This window comes from Nitrospinota bacterium, assembly GCA_016217735.1.
Lineage (GTDB): Bacteria > Nitrospinota_A > UBA7883 > JACRGQ01 > JACRGQ01 > JACRGQ01.
Window position 1 is genome coordinate 48,341 of record JACRGQ010000016.1, and the last position, 20,473, is coordinate 68,813.

The 20,473-nt window shown below is 56.5% G+C and carries 15 protein-coding genes; 14 read left to right on the top strand and 1 reads right to left on the bottom strand.

The features are described 5' to 3' along the window. Nucleotides 1–317: 317 nt before the first annotated feature. Nucleotides 318–1,652 (bottom strand): outer membrane protein transport protein, encoded by a 1,335-nt coding sequence (locus HZA03_02575; protein ID MBI5636836.1) that lies wholly within the window; start codon nt 1,650–1,652, stop codon nt 318–320. A 574-nt stretch (nt 1,653–2,226) separates the two neighbouring features. Here HZA03_02575 and HZA03_02580 point away from each other — a divergent pair. From HZA03_02580 to HZA03_02645, 14 genes are all read left to right on the top strand, one after another. Next, the gene (locus HZA03_02580) at nt 2,227–2,766 is read left to right on the top strand and encodes a prepilin-type N-terminal cleavage/methylation domain-containing protein (protein ID MBI5636837.1); all 540 of its coding nucleotides are present in this window, start codon (nt 2,227–2,229) and stop codon (nt 2,764–2,766) included. Nucleotides 2,767–2,769: 3 nt separating this feature from the next. Next, entirely contained in the window at nt 2,770–3,603 is an 834-nt protein-coding gene (locus tag HZA03_02585) for a prepilin-type N-terminal cleavage/methylation domain-containing protein (GenBank protein MBI5636838.1), read from the top strand. Between the two features lie 8 nt (nt 3,604–3,611). Continuing rightward, on the top strand, nt 3,612–4,247 hold the full coding sequence (locus HZA03_02590; protein ID MBI5636839.1) for a hypothetical protein: 636 nt from the start codon (nt 3,612–3,614) through the stop codon (nt 4,245–4,247). Beyond that, complete coding sequence (locus HZA03_02595) at nt 4,238–7,909, top strand: hypothetical protein (GenBank protein MBI5636840.1); 3,672 nt, start codon at nt 4,238–4,240, stop codon at nt 7,907–7,909. Before HZA03_02590 ends, HZA03_02595 begins: the two co-directional genes overlap by 10 nt. Continuing rightward, nucleotides 7,906–8,259: a hypothetical protein gene (locus tag HZA03_02600; GenBank protein MBI5636841.1), complete on the top strand. Its 354-nt coding sequence runs from the start codon at nt 7,906–7,908 to the stop codon at nt 8,257–8,259. Before HZA03_02595 ends, HZA03_02600 begins: the two co-directional genes overlap by 4 nt. Further along, complete coding sequence (locus HZA03_02605; protein MBI5636842.1) at nt 8,256–8,999, top strand: DUF1573 domain-containing protein; 744 nt, start codon at nt 8,256–8,258, stop codon at nt 8,997–8,999. Before HZA03_02600 ends, HZA03_02605 begins: the two co-directional genes overlap by 4 nt. 272 nt (nt 9,000–9,271) lie before the next feature. Continuing rightward, nucleotides 9,272–10,348 (top strand): threonine-phosphate decarboxylase, encoded by a 1,077-nt coding sequence (locus tag HZA03_02610; GenBank protein MBI5636843.1) that lies wholly within the window; start codon nt 9,272–9,274, stop codon nt 10,346–10,348. After that, on the top strand, nt 10,330–11,271 hold the full coding sequence (gene cobD, locus HZA03_02615; protein ID MBI5636844.1) for a cobalamin biosynthesis protein CobD: 942 nt from the start codon (nt 10,330–10,332) through the stop codon (nt 11,269–11,271). The genes HZA03_02610 and cobD overlap by 19 nt, the downstream gene beginning before the upstream one ends. A gap of 150 nt (nt 11,272–11,421) precedes the next feature. Next, nucleotides 11,422–14,244, top strand: a complete 2,823-nt coding sequence (locus HZA03_02620; GenBank protein ID MBI5636845.1) for a chemotaxis protein CheW — start codon at nt 11,422–11,424, stop codon at nt 14,242–14,244. 14 nt (nt 14,245–14,258) lie between these two features. Further along, nucleotides 14,259–14,765, top strand: coding sequence for a chemotaxis protein CheW (locus HZA03_02625; GenBank protein ID MBI5636846.1), 507 nt, complete (start codon nt 14,259–14,261; stop codon nt 14,763–14,765). A gap of 31 nt (nt 14,766–14,796) precedes the next feature. Continuing rightward, nucleotides 14,797–16,734, top strand: coding sequence for a methyl-accepting chemotaxis protein (locus HZA03_02630; GenBank protein ID MBI5636847.1), 1,938 nt, complete (start codon nt 14,797–14,799; stop codon nt 16,732–16,734). Nucleotides 16,735–16,929: 195 nt separating this feature from the next. After that, on the top strand, nt 16,930–18,111 hold the full coding sequence (locus tag HZA03_02635; protein MBI5636848.1) for a chemotaxis response regulator protein-glutamate methylesterase: 1,182 nt from the start codon (nt 16,930–16,932) through the stop codon (nt 18,109–18,111). Nucleotides 18,112–18,129: 18 nt separating this feature from the next. Beyond that, entirely contained in the window at nt 18,130–19,032 is a 903-nt protein-coding gene (locus HZA03_02640; protein ID MBI5636849.1) for a protein-glutamate O-methyltransferase CheR, read from the top strand. 173 nt (nt 19,033–19,205) lie between these two features. Further along, the coding region (locus tag HZA03_02645) for a methyl-accepting chemotaxis protein (GenBank protein MBI5636850.1) at nt 19,206–20,473 on the top strand (1,268 nt) is incomplete at its 3' end.

Consider the following 20,473-nt stretch of genomic DNA (forward strand, 5'->3'; position numbering starts at 1 on the left):
CAATCAATAATAGGCAATATTGGTGCCAAGCGCGCGAAGCGTTTTAAACGGGCATGCATATATTGTGTGAATTATTTAATGTAGCATATAACATTATGAATATACGCATCAAGTGTGGCGTTAATGGTTGTTGGATTTTTATCTGAAATGATATAGGCACCTCGCTCATTATATGGTGTTTGCGCCATATCTTCTTGCCTAATAACTCACCCGCAACTTTTTTTGCGGAGGGGGCTGGGTGGAAGTGGTGTGGCGGCGCGGGGCAAAAAAAAGGGAACCTGTTTTCACAGGTTCCCAAAATGGGAGGAGGGTGTTGTTTATAGGAAGAGGTACGTAACTCCGAGGATGAAGGATGAGCCTTCCAGCGAGATTTTGTCGCCATAGGCGCCGGTAAGGGTTTCCTTCTGGAGGCTTTCATAGGCAAGGTTAAGCTGCCAATGCTTGCCGATGTTGGCGGTGCCGCCCACCATCATATGGCTTTTCGCGATGGCCGGGAATGCCCAGTTCTGCGAAGCGTTGCTGTTTTCAATCGGCGAAGTGCCGGAATTGTAGCCGGCGCGGATGAAGCCCTTGTCGTCGATCTGGTACTGAACCCCCAAGGCGAGAACCGTAACGTCTTTCCAGCCCATGTTCAGCGGCATTGTGGTGGCTGTGCCGATCGGGGCTCCGGTCGCGGCGTTCACGGTGTTGTAATCGCCATCGAGTTTGAGGTTCTTCATGGTATCGCTGAAGTTGATCACCTTGTAGTCAAACGTGACGAGGAGGTTGCTGGTCGGGCGTACCGCCAGACCCACCGCGTATTGCTGCGGGAAGTCCATCCCCAGGTTGAAGGTGCCGTCTTTGCTGATGTACATGGTCTGGTTGTCAGGGGAGTAGGTAACGTCTTTTGCCTTGAGGCGGTACTTCATCTTGCTGAAGTTCTGCTGCGAAACGTAGTTCAGGCCGATGCTGACCATCTCGTTCACATCGTACAGCGCGCCGACGGTGAAGCCGAAGCCCATCGCCCCTTCCGGGCTGGAGAGGTCGACGCCAAACTGCCGGTCGTAATTGCCGAAGGCGTTCTGGCTGGCCGGATCGTAAAACCACTGCTTAAGGCTCATCTGCTGGTAATCGATGTTCAAGGCCAGACCTACGGAGAACTGATCGGTGAATTTTTTGGCGAGGGACGGGGCCATCTTCCAGAGTTGGTATTGCGAGTAGATGCGGCCTTTAAAAACGCTGGTGTTGCCCAAAGCAGCCTGAAACGGCATGACGTCTATGGTGTCGTAGTCCACTCCCATGCCGGAGACGAGGAACATGCCGCCGCCGAAAAAGAGGGTCTGTTCATCGTTGATCGGCGCGCTCCAGCCGACCGCCGGAAGGAGATATTGATCGGAGCCGCCGTTGGTCTGTGCGCCGCCGGTGCCGGTGAAATCCACCGACCGCTTTGGCATGAACAATCCAAAATTAAAGTCCGCGCGGGGGCCGAGCTTGGTAAGCCCGGCGGGATTGGTGACGGCGGTGGTGCTATCGAACGGCGCGGCGGTTACCGCTCCGCCCATGCCGGCGCCGTACGCGCCGACTGCCGCCAGTTGGTGACCGTTGGTTGCCCACGCCGTTCCGCTGGAAAGCAGGAACGCCGCAGTCAATAAACCGAGACCCAGTTTTTTCATTTAATTCCCCTTTTTTGAAACTGTTTAGTAGCCTGCCAACTTTAACCGTTGCACGAAAGGCGGTCCCCCCAAATATTAAGAACTGTTTTTAAACTAGCATAATATATGCCGAATAAACAAATAAGCAACGGCTTGAATAATTAACAGGTTACTGTTGAAACTAAATATCAGCTTCATCGGCTATTGTGGAAAACAGGCCACAATAATGGTGGAAGTGCCTTATTGAGCCGGAAGTACCAACAAAAGCATTGTTTTTCATAATAATTTGGATGTTGGTATACAAAAGTGTACTATGCAAAGTGGCGTTCCCAAGCATTGTTTGCATCTGTTTGATATTGCGTGTTCATTGTTGATGCCGAATCGGCACGGTATCTGCACATAAAAAGGTAATGAAAATGTGCAACCCCGTGGCTATAATGAGAGACCATATTAACAGGTGGTGAAGAACTATTTATGTATGTCATTCTGAGCGCAGCGAAGAATCTCTTTCCGGAAAGGGATCCTTCGCCTTTGGCTCAGGATGACGGAAGTGGAAGAAAATGCGGACGCTAACCGTTTATTTCAGGTGATGACAGTGAGAAACATGTTCCGCCGGATGCAATCAACCGCGCAAGCGGGCTTCACCATCCTCGAGGTGTTGATGGCTTCGGTTGTTTTTTCAATAGCGTTGGTCGCCCTTTCATCCATCTCTTTCACGGTTATAGGCGGGAACAAGCACAGCGGTAATTTTGTGAAGGCAAGCGCCGTGGCGCAGGAACAGATCGAAACTATACGGGCATCGGTGCTCCCCCTCCTTAAAACGGAACTGGGGGGCTTTAATCTCGGCGCTGACATGGTTCTTGGCACCGCCGATGATGTTATTCCCGTACAGCTTGCAAACGGCATTACCGCAAATGATGCGCTGACTTCCCCGTCGGCCATGTTCGCCAACCCGGATTATACGCAAAACGGCAGCGCGACTCCGCTTGTGTTGAGCACCACGCCGCAGGCGGCATGGGTGGTGCGCGACAACATACCGGTTGCCGGCATGAAGACCGTTTCGGTCGTCGTCGGCTGGCTTGAAGGAACGGCGCAAAACTACGTAGTGGTCAGCACCGCGATACAGGGGCAATAAACCATGAAATCAATATTGCGCAGCCGCGCCGGCATGACCTTGGTGGAGGTGCTGATGGCGGTCGCCATCGGCTCGGTCATCGGGCTGGTGATCATGAAGATATTCCAGTCGAACAGCCAGCTCTTCTCCGGCGAAAAGAAAGTAACCGGCATGGTTACCACCGGACGCAACGCCATGGGGACGCTCTCGCGCCTTGTGCGCGAGGCGGGATATAATCCCACCGAAGCGGCAAGCGGCACGTTCGGGCTGAAAGACAGCACCGGGAACTTTGCTACCACTTCCCCGGCCGCCATCACCTCCGCGAAATCGATTTTCTTTACAATGGATGACAACGCCGATGGCAGCCTGGCAAATAACGGCAACGAGAGGGTCGGTTTCCGCTTCACCGGAGCGGATTGCGATCCATCAGCCGCCAATGCTTCAGGCTGCATTGAGATGGCGCAAATCGACGCGGCGGGCGCAATATCCGGGTGGACTTCCAAGATTCCCGATATCCAGGATCTCGTCTTTGTTTACCACTACAGAACCGGCAGCGCCGGGGCTTACGTCTTCACCGACAGTGTCTGCGGCACTGTCGCTGTCCCGGCAACTGCCGCCCCCACTTACGTGGCGACAGCCGCCCCCACCGCGACCGCGATTGCCTTTACTTGCGGCGGGGTGGCCGTCGCCAACCCCCCGGTCGGTTTATTGCCGGACAGCAGCGTAACCGGCCGCAAGTACAGCGATGTGGTGGGCGTTACGATACATGTGCTGGCCAAGACAAGGGCAAAGCACGACCTTACAAAACAGAACACGGCCCAGCTTTTTACAAGCAGCGTGGTCTTGAGGAGCAGATGATGAACACCATGAAACGGATATATTCTCCCGCCGCAAACCAACGGGGGGCGGCGCTCGTCCTTGCCCTGTTGGTGATGATGGTGCTCGCCGTTTTCTCGACGGTCGCCATCATGAGCGCCACGCAGGGGCTTAGAATCAGCGGCAAGTACAAAACGCAGCAGCAGGCCGTCTACACCTCCGATGGCGGCGCCGAATTTGCCTCCGGCCTTATCAGGGACACCATCGGCAACAAGAAGCTCGTCTCCGCCACCTACCTTAGCACGGTGAATACCACCAATACGGCGGGGGATGCCACCACCGACTTTGAAAAAGAGATCGCCGGCATTAACGGTAATATCCAGAATACCTGGACATCGCTCAGCGGCTCGGCCGTGACGGGCGTTAATCCCGACTCCACGGCCAACGCCAATGCCACCGTTTCCATCATGGGGGACACGGCGAGTATCGACATCGACTTCACGCTCAGCAAGCTGACGCCCGGCTCATCGACCGAGTTCGCGGCCCGCTATGAAGGCATCGGCAGCGGCACGGCGGGGAGCGTACAGCTACTTTATCAAGTTGACACATACAGCAAAATCGCTGATACCGAAAAAACGGTACGCGCAACTTACAAATGTGTGGAAGGTGGTGGCAGATGTTTATGAAACCCGTTGCCAGAGTTCTCGTTTTATTAGCGGCGCTCTCCATCGGCGGGCGCGATGCCCATGCCATTGAAACGATGGCGGAGTATGCCGACGTTCCGTTTTTTATGAGCAACAGCGTTATGCCGAATATCATGGTCATCGCCGATAACTCCGGCTCGATGAACGAGTTTGCCTACTCCGCGGCATATGACCCGGCGAGAACCTACTCCGGTTACTTCAGCGCGAGCCTCCATTACAGCTATGATGGAACGAAGTTCGTGATAAACGCGGCCGGGCCGTATCTCGGCAGCTTTTTGAACTGGGCCTGCATGCGTAAGATAGACGTCGCCCGCAAAGTGCTGGTCGGCGGCCTTGCCACATCGCGCACCGGCGGCGGCAACCAGGTCAACAAAGGCGAATCGTCGCCCACCGGGTGGAATCAACAAAAAAACCTTACCGTTACGCAAGCGGCGGGAACGACCGCGTACAACCCCGGCGGCGGCATAGCCACTTATATCTACTATCTCACCGCCGGCAGCCTGAAAGTTTATAAAACCTCCGTATCCGCGGGCAACCTTCTGGCCACCTACAACGTCTGGATTCAAAAAGACTCCACGCAGGAACCCGATGATTTTGTGAGCGGCAACCTTTCCGGCATCATGCAAAAAGTTTCCACCAAGGCGCGGTGGGGTCTGGCATTCTTCGATTCAAGTTCCAACGGCGGCTATGTGGCCGAACCGATAGTCGGTCCCGGCTATGGCACCAACTTCATCACCACCTATGAGAACAAGGCCCCCGCCACGATGACGCCGCTGGCCGAAACGCTCTATCAGGTGCTCGGCTATTTCAAGCAGGACGCTTCGATGCGTTTCGCCCCCGGTAACTACACCACCAATGTTCAGGGGAAAGATCCCTTCTGGTACAGCGATTCCAATGCCTATGTGCGGTGCGGCAAAAACTTTGTGGTGCTGATCACCGACGGCGAGCCGACCAGCGACACCAACATCCCCGCCGCGCTTCAGGATTATGACGGGGATGGTCAAGACGCAGTGTTATGGCCAAACAGCGGTTCCGACTATCTTGACGACGTGGCGCTGTGGGGACATACCGTTGACCTGCGCGCGGATATAGCCGACACCCAGGTTATTACGCTTTACTCGGTTTATACCTTTGGCACTTCGGCGGCGGCGAAAACGCTGCTGAAAAATGCCGCCAAGAACGGCGCTTTCGTCGATTCCAACGGCAACAACAGGCCGGATAGCGAGGATATCAACAGCAACGGCATACTGGATGCCGGAGAGGATACCAACGGTAACGGCATGCTGGATAGCGAATGGGATACCAACGCCGACGGCATACCGGATACCTATTTCGAGGCGAACGACGCCGACAGCATGGAATCCCAACTGATGGCCGCAATCACCGACATCCTCAAGCGGGCGTCATCCGGCACCGCCATCTCGGTTCTTGCCACCTCGGCCAGCGGCGCGGGAAATATCTACCAGGCGTACTTCCTCCCGTCCAAAACCATCATTGATGCGCTTGGCACCCGCGACATCACCTGGATCGGACACCTTCTTTCGCTGAAGATCGACAGCAAGGGTTCCTTGCTCGACAAGAACAGCAACTGCATCAGCTTCAGCTTCGACACCGTCGCCAAAGAAACGGTCATCAACAAGCTGAGCGGGACGGCGGGCGCATGCGGCACCACCGTCACCGCCACAACCCAGCTCACCAGCTTCGTCGACTATGACTGGGACGCGGGCGAACTGTTGGCCGCCACAACCGCCTCGTCGCGCACCATATTCACCTTTCTGGATGTGAACAAAAACAACGTTGTGAATGGGGGAGAAAAGCTGGATTTCACCACGGCGAACGCCGGAACGTTGCAAAAATACCTCCGCACCTCCACTGTGGCGGAAGCGACAAACGTGATCAACTGGGTGCGTGGAACCGCGGTAACCGGATATCGGGACCGGACGCTTAACGTCGGCGGCGACCAATGGAAACTGGGCGACATCATCCACTCCACGCCGACCGTGGTGGGCGCGCCGCAGGAGAATTACAGCGCCCTCTATCAGGATGCGGGCTACGAAACATTTTATAATGCGAACAAAGACCGCACACAGGTGGTCTATATCGGCGCGAACGACGGCATGTTGCACGCTTTTGATGCCACCACCGGTAACCCCACATCCGGCAAGGAACTGTGGGCCTACATTCCCTATAATCTGCTGCCGCACCTGAAATGGCTTGCCGACCCGGCGTACCCGCATGTCGATTACGTCGACCTGAAGGTGAAGATAAGCGATATCAACCTTGGCACCAAGGCGGCCCCCAACTGGAAAACTGTGTTAATTGGCGGCATGAGGTTCGGCGGCGGCGAAATAACCGACACCACCTATGATGTGGACGGCAACGGCGACACCGCCGCCAACCTGCGCAAATGGCGCTCGGCCTTCTTCGCCATCGACATAACCGATCCCGCCGTTCCCGTGCCGCTGTGGGAGTGGAATCCCGGGGATAACACGCTTGGCTATTCCATGACCTATCCGGCGGTGGCCAAGGTCGGCGACGAGTTCTTTGCCATCATCGGCACAGGCCCAAAAGCCGCCTACCTCCCCGATTACACCGGTACCTCCGCCCAAACCGCCTCGCTGTTCGTCCTTAATATCAAGACTGGCGCATTGGCGGCCACTTTCCCGATCAGCGACGTCAACTCGTTCTTCTCCGACCCGATAACGGTTGATATCGACTTTAACGCCAGCAATCCGGTGGTGGGCGGAACGGGCAACTCGTACAATACCGAAGCCGCCTATATCGGGGAGACCTACAAGACCAATGGGGGGGTGTGGAACTCGCGCATGTGGCGTCTTGTTACCAATCCGACAACCGCCGGTAACGATGTAAACCCCGCGAACTGGAAGATGTACGATATGTATACCGACCCGGCCGGGCAAACCATCACTTCGGCACCGGCGGCAACCACCGATTCGGCCGGACACCTTTGGCTCTTTTACGGCACGGGCAAATTCCTCAACCAGGCGGATAAAGCCGATGCCAGCCAGCAGACGTTCTACGGCATCAAGGATCCCTGCTGGGTGGGGAGCACCGGCGCATGGAGCACCACATGCACATGGGGTTCACTGAACACCGCCGGCAGTTATTCCGCCTCGGTCACCTCGGCAACCCTGGTAAATGTAACCAATGCAGTGGTGTCCACCGATGCCGTAAACACGGTGACGGGCGTAACCGGCGCCACAACCTTTGCCGGCCTGATGAGCCTCATAGCCACGAAGGACGGCTGGTATATGAATCTCACCACCTCCCTTGAACGGGCCTTGAACAAGCCGTCCGTCATCGGCGGCTTGGTGCTCTTCACCACATTCGTGCCCGACGCCGATGCCTGCGCGCTGGGCGGCAACAGTTGGTTTTATGCCACCTACTATGAAACCGGCAGCGCGTACACCAGTTCGGTAATTGGTTTAGGCTCTGGCGACACGACTGTGTTGCGCAAGAGCGCCAGTTCCAGCGTCGGTATGGCCTCCAGCATCGCGATTCACTCAGGGAGGGAATCCGGCCTGAAGGCCTACGTGCAGATGAGCACGGGGCAGGCCAGCGTTGTCGAGGTCACCCCCGCATCCGACATTAACAGCGGTATTATCGCATGGAGGGAGTTATGAGATACCAACGCGTATTGGCGGCCTGTTTTGCGGTGGCGGTGTGCTTGATGTCAGGGCCGTTTGCCGCCGTTTCCCGGGCGGCTTCGCCCGGCACGGCGGCCAAGGCGTATACCCCAAGCGATGCCGAGGTTAACGTACTGCTCTTCGGCGAAGCGGGCAACGGCTACTTCCTGGCCAGCGAGCGTAAATTTGTGATAACGCCGAAAACCGAGTTTTTCGGCAGGAGCGGCGCCAAGATACTCCCTTCATCAATTAGCGATGGAAGTACGGTTGAGGTTATATTCCGCCGCGAAGCCGATGGCACAACGCTCAGCGCCATTACGGTAACGGTCACCAAGGCGCCTCAATGACCGGTAAAGGCCGTCATGCCGCGTGGCTGATTGCCGCGCTGCTGACGGTCTGCTCAACGATCACTGAGGCCGCCGGGCTGGTGTTCGAACAGACGGCGCACAACTTCGGCCGGATACAAAAGATCGAGCCGCTGACATTCACTTTTTCCTTCCAGAATACCTCCGCCGCTTTCGTTACCATTGCCAACGTGTCAACCTCGTGCGGCTGCACCGCCGCGAAACCGGAAAAAACCGAATATCAACCGGGGGAAAAGGGGACGATTGTTGCCACATTCAATCCGGCGGGACACGCCGGGCTGTTTGAATCCACCATATCGGTTGAAGAGGGGGGCGGTGCGCGTCACATCCTAACCCTCGCGGCGGATATTGAGACGCTCGATCCCTCAAAGCTTATAATCAATCTTCCCGATCCGGTCATAAGCGTAACGCCGGACAAGGTACACCTCGGCACATTCAAAATGGGGGGGACCGCGCTCTTCAAAGTTATCGTCGAGAACAAAGGGGACGGCGATCTTTATCTCAGGGGTGGTGCCGCCCCGAATGAAGCGGGAGTGCGGCTGAACGAAAAGGCGATCAAGAAAGGGAAGAAGATAGAGCTGACCCTTTTTTACAAGCCGGAGAAATCGGGAAAAATAGACGACTTCGTGGTTATCCGCTCAAACGATCCCAAAAACCCCGAACTGAAAATCCACCTCACCGGCAAAGCGCTGAAACCCAAGAAGAGGAATAACCCAAAATAATTATTGATTGTTTCCCTGAAACCTGCGATACTTCTATTGGAAGACGACTTCGGGTTTAAAAAAAGAACCGCGCCGCCGGCCGCTGAAAAGCCCTTTGGGGCGTGCGGATTTCCGGCCCCGGTTCAAACAGTGAGCGGTTTAACCGCCCTCCCGAGCCGCCTTCTTTTTTTTATTCTTCGGCGCATCAACCGTAACCCCTGTAAAAACATACCGGCAATCTGGGTGTTTTTTTGCCGAAACAGCCTCCCCATGCGTTAACATGACTTAATTTTATGCTAAAAGGACACGGCGGAAATCTATATGAAGCGGCCCTCGCCACGGGGGTTGACCCCTCGTCGGTGCTCGATTTCAGCGCCAGCGTCAACAGGATGGCCGACAGAAATCAACTCAAAACCTGGCTTGCGGAAGCCGCCGATGGCATAGGCGACTATCCCGATCCCGAATATCACCACCTGCGAAAACTGATAGGGAAACATTACGCCGTTTCCCCCGATGCGCTGCTCCCCGGCAACGGATCAACCGAGCTTCTCTACCTCGTCCCGCGCGTTTTGGGGGTAAAGCGGGGACTTGTCATTGCCCCGTCATACGCCGACTATGCCGATGCGCTCCGGCTGGCTGGCGCGAACGTGGAACGGCTATACCTCAATAAAAACGACGGCTTTACGCTTAATTACCCGAAATTGGTTGAGCGCCTGCAAGAGCGGTTCGATATCGTCATCATTGGAACCCCCAACAATCCGACCGGCACCGTGGCGGAACCGGTGGCACTGGGGAACTTCATCACCGCACACCCGGCTACGCTGTTTCTGATAGACGAATCATTCGCCGATTTCACTCCGAAGCTATCACTGTTGCCCGCCATCCCGTCCAACGCGGTGGTGCTCCGCTCGTTCACCAAGTTTTACGGCGTTCCCGGCCTGCGGGCCGGCTTTGCCGCCGCATCGGCGGGGGTGATAGAAAAGCTGAAAGCGGCCAAGGAGCCGTGGACACTCAACAGCGTAGCGGAGCATGTTTGCCGCCGCCTGCTGGAAGGGGGAATGGATGACGAAAAAATGCGGACGGAAACCGCATTGCAACGCGAACATCTGGCGGCGGCGCTGAAAGCAATTTCCGGCCTGCGGGTTTTTTCCACCTGCGCGAACTATCTCCTCATCGAGATCGAATCAAAAATCCTCACGGCGGGGGAACTGAGATCCCGGTTGCTGTCGAAAGAGAAAATCCTCATCCGCGATTGCGCCAATTTCGACGGTTTGGATCCATATTGGTTCCGCGTGGCGGTGCGGAGCGGAGCCGACAATGCCCGTTTGACAACGGCTCTGAAAGGGGCCTTATGCACGCCTTCGCAATAGGATTGGGGTATTTTCTTGATCTTTTGCTTAAAGACCCGCACACCGCGTGGCATCCGGTGCGTCTTATCGGCAACTTCATTTCCGCGCAGGAACGGTTCTACCGCGGCATCTTAAAGCTGGAGCTGGCCGGCGGACTGCTGTTGGCGATTATTACCCCCGGCGCGGTGTTTTTCCTTTCGCTGGCGATGCTCATTGCATTGGAGCGGATACATTGGAGTCTGGCGTTCATCGGCGATGCGGTGCTTGTCTGGTGCGCCATTTCGCCGTCGGCGCTGGCGGCCGAAGCGCGCGTGATCGAAAAACGCCTGGAAGCGGGGGACGATGCGGGGGCGAAAACGGCGCTCTCGATGATTGTCGGGCGCGATACGGCGCATATGGACCGCGCGGCTATCGCGCGCGCCACGGTTGAAACGGTGGCGGAAAACAGCGTGGACGGCGTCATTAGCCCGTTGCTGTACGCCGCGCTGGGAGGCGGGCCGCTGGCGATGGCATACCGCGCTGTGAATACCTGTGATTCGATGGTCGGCTACCGGAACGAGCGATACGAGCGCTTTGGGAAAATCCCGGCCCGCGTTGATGATTTCGCCAATTTCATCCCCGCGCGTGCCGCGCTGGCCGTCATCGCTGTTGCCGCGTGGCTGGCGGGGTTGAATCCGCAAAAGGCGGTGGTCATAGGGTGGCGTGACCGCCTGAAACATCCCAGCCCCAACAGCGCGCATGGGGAAGCGGCGTTTGCCGGGGCGCTGGGGGTGCGGCTGGGCGGGCCGAGTGTTTATGGCGGCATTGTGAAAGAAAAGCCGTGGCTGGGGGACGAAATCAAACCGATGGATGAACTGGTAATCGCACAAGCGCGCCGGTTATTGGGGTGGACGGCATTGGTTGCGGCTCTTTGCGCCGGGGGCGTTTCGCTGTTTTTATTTTAGCCGCATTTCACGGTTATTAAATTATAGTAGAATATCGTGTGGGATAAAGGGATAAACGGGGATCGGCGGCCGCCAAGGCATTTTATATGTTACAACCGTGCCGTTAAGCGATCTCTGATTCAGCCTCGTCTGGAATTGTAAGGAGGGGAGATGGAAATGGAAGATCTGCTGGGAGACAAGTCCATTCTGGACGATTTTGTCACCGAGGCGAAAGAACATCTGGAGACTGTGGAGGAGGTTGTTCTAAGCCTGGAGAAACAGGCCGGGAGCGCGGGCTTCATCGAAGCGGTGAACCTGATATTCCGCGTGGTGCATACCATCAAGGGGACGGCCGGCTTCGTGGGCCTCACCAAACTGCAAGCGGTGGCCCATGCGGCGGAAACATTGCTCTCGATGCTCCGCGCCGGCGAACTGACGCTGAAACCGGGCCTTGTGGACGCGCTCTTGGCGGCCATAGACAGCATCCGCAGCATGGTCGATGACGTTGCAAACAGCAACAGCCACAACATCACCGAAGTGGTGGCCCGTCTGGATGCTTTTATCCTGGGCGGCATCCGCAACGTGGTCGATGACGTTGAAAAAATAAAAAACCAGAACGCCGATAAGGTGGTGGAACGCCTGGATGCTTTTGTCGCCGCGTCGCCTTCGCTGGCCGATGACACGGCCGGCGTGGCGAACGACCCTTCGATGGAAAGCGTTTTTGCGGAAGCAAAAGCGGCTGCGGAGGAAACAGCTAAACTATCCGCCGTGGAAATGCCCGAAAGGGCGAATCCCCTTCAAGGGGAAAAACCAGCTTTTACCGAGCGGAGAGGGGAAAGGGCGGATTTCGTCGACCGGCGGCAGGAAACCATCCGGATAAAGCTGAGCATTCTGGACGAGCTGATGCAGCTTGCCGGCGAACTGGTCTTGGTGCGTAACCAGCAGTTGCTCTCGGAAGACCGCTCCAATCCGAACAGCCGCGCCAACATCCAGCGGCTCGATATCGTCACCTCGGAATTGCAAGAAACCATCATGGCCACCCGCATGCAGCCCATCGGCAACCTCTTCAACCGGTTTACCCGCGTGGTGCGCGATCTCGGCAACAAGCTGGGCAAACAGATTGAACTGGATATCACCGGCAGCGACGTGGAACTGGACAACACCATTCTGGAAGCCCTTGCGGACCCGATGACGCACCTCGTCCGCAATTCATGCGACCACGGCATAGAATTGCCCGCCGACCGGGTCAAGGCGGGCAAAAAAGAGGCCGGCAAGGTTAACCTTCGCGCCTACCACCGCAGCGGCCAGATAAATATAGAAATGTCGGATGATGGCAAAGGGATAAACCCGGCGGTCGTCCGCCGCAAAGCGCTGGAGAAGGGACTCAAAACGGAAGCCGAGTTGGCTGAAATGCCCGAGAAGGATATCGTTTCGCTCATTTTGCTCCCCGGTTTCTCCACGGCCGAACAGTTAAGCGACGTATCCGGCCGCGGCGTCGGCATGGACGTGGTGAAAACCGGCATCGAACGGTTAGGCGGCACGCTGGATATTGATTCGCAGGTGGGCAAGGGAACCACCGTCCATATGCGGTTGCCGCTGACGTTGGCCATCATCCCGTGCCTCATCGTGATGGTGGGGAAATACCGCTACGCCATCCCGCAGGTGAATCTGGAGGAGTTGGTCTGCCTGTATGACGAAGATGTCGCGACGAAGATAGAGTGCGCCGGTGACACCGAGGTGTACCGCCTGCGCGACAAGCTGCTCCCCATTGTGCGGATCGACGAGGTTCTGAAACGCCCCAAACCGTTTACCGCCGCCGACCGTTCGGCGATCACCGAAGACAACCGGAAACAGCAGGAGAAATACCTTGCCCAACTCGCGGGCAATGCAACGGAAGGGGCGTCACAGGCGCCGCACTCGCTCAATTTCATTGTGGTGAATGTTGTGAACCACTCCTTTGGCCTCGTCGTGGACAAAGTCATCGGCACCGAGGAGATCGTGGTGAAGCCGGTGCATCCGGCGGTGAAATCGCTTGGATGCTATGCCGGTTCCACGGTGATGGGGGACGGCCGCGTGGCGCTTATCCTGGACGTGCAGGGCGTGGCCCGTCACGCCGGGGTCAGCTTCGATGGCGGCGCCAAGGAAGCCGCACAGGACCGCAATGCGTTGCGCGCGACGGATATGCAGCGGGTGCTCCTTTTCAAAAGCGGTCCCGCCGAGCAGCTTGCCGCCCCGCTTTCCCTCATCAAGCGGATCGAAGCCATCAAAACGGAAAACATCGAGCGCATCGGCGGCCGCGAATATATCACCATCGAAGGCCAGTCCACCCTCATCCTGCGGCCGGACAAGCATCTGGCGGTCTCTCCCGCCGCGGACAAAAAAGAGATGTTCCTCATCATCCCGCGCATGGCGCGCCATCCGTTCGGGGTGCTGGTATCGCAATTGCTGGATACCATTGAGGCCGGCGTGGAGCTGAATACCGACTCATACGCCGAGGAAGGGCTTCTTGGCACCGCCATCATCAAGGACAAGATGACCCTTTTCCTGGATATCGACACGCTTATCCGGAAAGCGGAGCCGGCCTGGTTTCCCGCCGGTGGCGCCGGGAAAACCGGCGGCAAAATACTTCTTGTGGAAGATTCCCCTTTCTACCGCCGGTTGGTGAAAAAATATCTCGAGGCGGAAGGGTACGAAGTGGCGGAGGCCGGAAACGGCCAGGAGGGCCTTGCGCAACTGGATGCCCGCGAATTCGACCTTGTCATTTCCGACATCCAAATGCCGGTCATGGACGGCCTGACCTTTATACGAAACCTGCGCGCCGGATCACGGCAAAAGGGCATACCCGCGATAGCCCTTACCGCGCTCAATAACGACCGGGACAGGGTAAACGCCAAAGACGCCGGGTTCAACCATTATGAGTTGAAGATGAGCCGTGACCAGTTGCTCGCCAGCGTTGCGGAACTGATGGATATCGGCGCGGGCAACAGGAATTGAGGGAGGGAAATAGCATGGAAACGCTCGCCGCGCATAAACCGGAAAAGGAAAAGGAAAAGGAAAAGTTGGCGGTGCAAAACCGGCAGTTTTGCACCTTCTGGCTCTCTGGCCGGCTCTTTGGCGTGCAGATTTTGGACGTGAAGGAAATCCACCCCGAAGTCGCCATCACTCCCATTTTTCACGCGCCCCGCGAGGTGAAGGGGTATGTGAACATACGGGGACAGGTATACCTGATACTCGATCTCCGCCCGATGCTCGGATTCGAGAGCAGGGAAATCGACCGCAAGAGCTGCCTGGTTATTTTCAAGAACACCGTCGGGGAGCCGTTTGGCGTGTTGGTGGATCAGATCGGCGATGTGGTGGAAGTATCAAGCGACCAGATAGAGACGGGGGGCGGGGATGGCGGCGGACAGGATAAAATGGGCGCCGCGGGCATGGTTCAATCCGTCTGCAAATTGCCGCAGTCCTTGCTGGTGGTGTTGGATGCCCGGAAATTCCTGGGATCGATGGAAACCAAGTAACAAAAATGAATATATTAAAGGTGATTATTCAATGACGGACAAGAAGGGCGTCACCAAATATAGCGGCGGGGCCACACGGATCGAGGAGGGGCGGAACATGGAAGCTGTCGGCAAATCACGGGGTTTTAGCATTCGGACAAAGCTCTTGGGCGGATTCGCCTTGGTGGCGCTTATCGGCGCGGTCGTAGCCGGCATCGGCATGGCGGGCATAAAAAGTTCCGAGAAAGCCGCGACGGGTATTGATGAAATTTACATTCCCACAATTGGGGTGTTATCGGATGTGCGCGGGTTACTCTGGCGCAGCCAAGTCAATCAACTTATCCTTGCCAATCCACTTGCCATGCCGGATATGCGCAAGACCCAGTACAATTTTGAAGACGAGTTTAACGCAATTGAAACAAACTGGAAAATCTATGACGGCTTTAAAAAAGCCGATGATAGTAATGACCTTGCCGAGTCGTTCATAGAAAAGTTTGGAGAGTATAAACGTAAGTCATTGGCGCTGATCGAAATTTCAAAGCAAAAAGACGCGCTATTGGACGCCAGCATTCTACCCAAGGACGCAAAGGTGGTTGCCTTGGACGAAAAATTCTGGACCTTTTACCTGGAGGTCCGCGCCAATCACGAAGATATGATGACGTATCTTGATGGTTTAATGGCGCTTAATGTCGCTGAATCGGGCAATGCGTCAAGCATCGCGGTGGCGAATGCCGAGAAGTTTTTCATCGTTTTGACCGCTGCGGCTATTATCGGCTTCATCCTCGCCCTGATGCTGGGGTATTACCTTTCCCGCTCCATCACCCGCCCGGTTATTGCCATGGTGGAAGTAATCAGGGATGTGGCGGAAGGGGACTTTACGCGGGAAGTGCCGATTACCAGCCACGATGAAATCGGCGTGATGGGCGAGACCTTCAACGGCATGGTGGAATATCTGCGCGGGATGTTTAAAGAAATCAGCGGAAGCTCCCGCACGCTGGCGGCATCGGCGGAGAAACTAACGGCCATTTCGTCGCAGCTTTCCGCCAGTTCCGAGCAGATGTCGCAGCAGTCGGTGGGTGTTGCCAGCGCCACCGAACAGATGTCGTCGAATATCAACTCCATGGCAACGGCGGTGGAAGAGGCGAGCATGAACGCCACCGCCGTTTCGGGCACGGCGGAGCAGGTGTCGGCGAATATGCGCTCCATCGCCACCTCAGTCGAGGAGATGTCGCAGTCCATCCGCGAAGTGGCCAAGAGCGCCGATGAAACGTCCAAGGTTGCCGGCGACGCCATGGGGCTTTCCAAAAACGCCTGCGATACCATGCAGACGCTCGGCGCGGCGGCCAACGAGATCGGCAAAGTCACGGCGATGATCAAGCGGATAGCGGAGCAGACGAACCTGCTGGCGCTGAATGCGACCATCGAGGCGGCCAGCGCGGGCGAAGCGGGCCGGGGCTTCGCGGTCGTTGCCAACGAGATTAAGGAGTTGGCGAACCAGAGCGCCCGGGCCGCTGAAGAAATCGCGGCGAAGATCGACGGGGTGCGGGGCAGCACCACCAGCGCGGTGAAAGTGATCTCCGACGTGTCGGACATCATCGGGAAGATCAACACATCCGTGGAAAGCATCACCGGTGCGGTGAATCAGCAGACGGCGGCGGCGAACGAGATATCCCGCAACGTGTCGGAAGTGAGCAAGGGTGCGGTTGATATCGCTGGCTCAATTGCCGAAGTGGCAAAGGGAGCGACGGAGATAAGCCGGAACTCGGGCGAAGCGGCCCGCGGCGCCAACGAGGTCTCCTCGAACATCCAGGGGATATCCAAGGCGGTGGCGGACAACAACAGCGGCATCCAACAGATCAACTCATCGTCCGGTGAATTGGCGAAGATGGCGAGTTCAATGCAAGCGATGGTCTCCCGCTTTAAAGTGGAAAACAACGGCAACGGACATAGGCCACCCGCCAATGTCGTTGTTGTGGGCGGGAATTATTGATGTAGAACGCTTTACGCCGACGTATTCTGGCGCCAGTGCCAGGAAAATCCGGTGGGACAATAATGTCCTAAAATGTGGCGTTTTTCGCGCCCGCTCTTTATAATGAACATCTAGCATGGCAGAAAAAACAACCCCCGGCGCTCTTGCGCCGAGGACGGGAACTGCCCGCATTATTGGAGAACAGAGGCATTGTCGGTGGATCGAAAAATAAAAGTACTCGTTGTTGACGACTCGCTTATATTCCGGCGCTTCGTGGAAGAAGCGTTGCGTGGAGAAAGCGACATCGAAATTGTGGGGTCGGTGATGAACGGCGCGAAGGCGCTGGAATTTATCAAATCCGCCGCCGTGCCGCCGGACGTGGTGACAATGGATGTGGAAATGCCGGTGATGAACGGACTTGACGCGCTGAAGGCCATTCAGGAGTTCAATGCCGCGAGCGGTCATCAATACGGCATCGGCGTCATTATGGTCAGTTCCCACACCAAATACGGCGTTGATACGACCATCCAGGCCCTTGAGGCGGGAGCATTCGACTTCATCGAAAAACCGAATGAAGGGGGGCAGGCGGCCAACACCGAGCGCTTGAAAAAAAGCCTGACGGCAAAAATCCGCCAATACACCCTCAAGCGCAAAGTGCTGACCCGGCGGTTTGGCGTTGAAAGTCCCGCCGCCGAGACGCGTCCCGCACCACCCCCCATGGCGCCGAAAGCTGTGGTGTTACCCGCCGCCGGCGCCAAATCGGCTCCGGCCGGCGCCGCGCGGGCGGTGCTTATCGGTGTTTCGACGGGGGGACCCAAGGCGCTTGCCACAATGCTTCCAGAGCTTTCGGCGGCGGTCGATTTGCCGATGTTCATCGTTCAGCATATGCCGCCGCTTTTTACGGCATCCCTCGCCGCCAGCCTCAACGCCAAGTGCCGCCATACGGTGGTGGAAGCCGCCGATGGCCTGGAAATCAGCGGCGATCACATTTATATCGCGCCGGGCGGCATGCATATGGTGTTGCGCAAGAACGATACCGGATGCATCAACATCGGCCTCAACGGCCAGCCGCCGGAAAACGGTTGCCGTCCTTCGGTGGATGTGTTGTTCCGTTCGGCGGCATCCGTGTATAGCGGCGATGTCATCACCTTGATTCTTACCGGAATGGGGAGTGACGGCGCGAAAGGGGCGGCTCCGCTGAAGCGCGCGGGCTCGCACCTCATCGTGCAGGATGAAGCGTCGAGCGTGGTGTGGGGTATGCCGGGGAGCGCCGTGGCGGCCGGCATTGTGGATGAAGTTTTGCCGCTGGCGGACATTCCGCAGGCGGTTAAGCGTGAAATTGACCGCAGAAGGGAGGCGCGGAAAGATATTTCAATCCGCGCCGGATATTCCCTTTAAGGGAAGAGAGGGAACATCATGAAGCTAAAACCGCAGGAATTCGCGGAACTGACCAACTACATATATAAGGCCTGCGGGCTGAGTATTGGCAATGAAAAACAGTATTTGGTCGAACAACGGCTTTTCAACCTTGCGAAAACCGCCGGCGGCGGGTCGTTTCAGGGGCTTATCGATAAATTGAAAACGGGCGCGGATCCCCGTCTGCGGGACGATGTTATCGAGGCCATGACCACCAATGAAACATCGTTTTTCCGCGATGGCCACCCGTTCGACACCTTCCGGGACAAGCTGTTGCCCATCCTGGAGCAGACAATCATCCAACGGAAGAAAAGCCCGATCCAACGCAGGGGCGCGAAGGTGCGCATCTGGTCCGCGGCGGCGTCCACCGGCCAGGAGGCTTACAGCATGGCGATGCTGATACACGAACATGTCAAGGCCAACGGCCATAAGGGGGTAACCGTTGAGGACTTTGACATCCTCGCCACCGACATTTCGAGCAGTGTACTGGCGCAGGCAATATCGGGACGCTATTCCGACATGGAAATGGCCCGCGGCCTCTCGGCGGAGCGGCGTGACCGGTTCTTCACGAAAACCGATTCCGGTTGGGCCGTCGGCCATGATCTGCAATCCATCGTCGAATTCCGCCGGATAAACATCACCGAGCCGTTTACCGCGCTGGGCGGGTTTGATGTGATCTTTTGCCGGAACATCCTCATTTATTTTGATGACGACACCAAGCGGAAAATCATGCGGCAGATGCATCAGATGCTTTCGCCAGCGGGGTATTTGCTGCTTGGAGCGTGTGAAAACGTTCAGGGCATGGGGGTGGATTTCGAATCCATCACCCATAAGAGCACCATTCTTCACCGGGTGCGCCAGGCCGGAAGCGGCGCCGACGCCAAAGTAGCCGTTAAACGATAGGGCGAAAATCCCCGCAAAAGCCCCGTCCGTCCCCCGGCCAGCCAAAAGTTGTGTTATCATATTTCTTGATCCCTCGTAGTCCCTGCATTATTGGCATAACACGCATCTGGGGAAAAAACCGGATTGGGGGGATCCGGCCAAAATAAAGGGTGATGCCGGGGAGGTCTTGCGTCATGCGGTTTCTCAGGGATTTTTTCAACAATCTTCCGCTTAAATACAAGTTGGCCGGCATTATTGCCCCCACGCTGATCGCCTTGCTTTATTATTCCGCCGTCAGCATCATGGAAAAAAATGGGGCGTTGAATGAAATCGCCGATTTCGCCGGGATGCGCGACTTGGCTGTCAACTTAAGCGAGATCGTTCACGAATTGCAGAAAGAGCGCGGTATGTCAGTGGGGTTTCTCGCCTCCAAAGGCAACAATCTCAGGCCGGAGCTTGAGGCGCAGAGAGGGGCCACCGACAAGAAAATCGAGGCGCTTGGAAAACTCATGGAAAGCTTCGGCAACAAAAATCTGGAGGAACCACTAAAAATATTAGCGCAGAGGATCGACGACCTGAAAAGCAAACGGGAAGCCATAAGCGCTTTGTCGATGGATGGCCCGGATGCTATTGAAGTCTATTCGGGAATCCATCGCGCTTCTTTTGACGTGATCGGTGGAATGCCGAGTCTTGTAAATGACGGTGAGTTCTCGAACCGCTTCCTCGGCTATTACATATTGCAACTCTATAAAGAGCTGATGGGCCTCGAACGGGCAACCCTTAACATGGTGTTTGCCACCGACAGGCTTACGCCCGGCATGGAGCGCGACTTGGCCGACTTTACCCAGAAACAGAATTCTTTACAAGCCATGTACTTGACGGTCATGTCCAAGGCCGACGGAGAAATATTCTACGCTTTTCTTGGCGACCAGATATCAAAGAACGCCAAGGCGATAAAGACGGCCGCTTTCCAAAGAGCCGCCACGGGGGGCGGTTTTGGCCAAGATCCCAAAGAATGGTCCAAGGCGCAAACGGAAAAAATAAATCTGCTCAACGATAAGCTGATCGCCGGCCATTTGCAAAAGGAAATGACACGGATCACGGAAGCGAGATTGGCGGAGAGCAAAGCGGCCCTGAGAAACACCTGGATTATAACGATAACGGCCATGCTTATGACTTTGGCCGTTTCGCTCTCAATCGCGCGGGCCTTGACCAAGAGCGTGAATGACACCTTGAACGTCGTTGCATCCCTCGCGGAAGGCGATTTCACGCGGGAAGTGCCCGTCACCTCGCGGGATGAAGTGGGGGCATTGGGCAAATCCGTGAACGCCATGGTCGCCGATCTCAGAAACATGTTCGTCGAAATCGGCCAGAACGCCAAAACCCTTGCCGTTTCCTCGGAAGAGATGGCGGCGATCTCGTCGCAGCTTGCCAGCGGTTCCGAGGAGATGTCCGCCCAGTC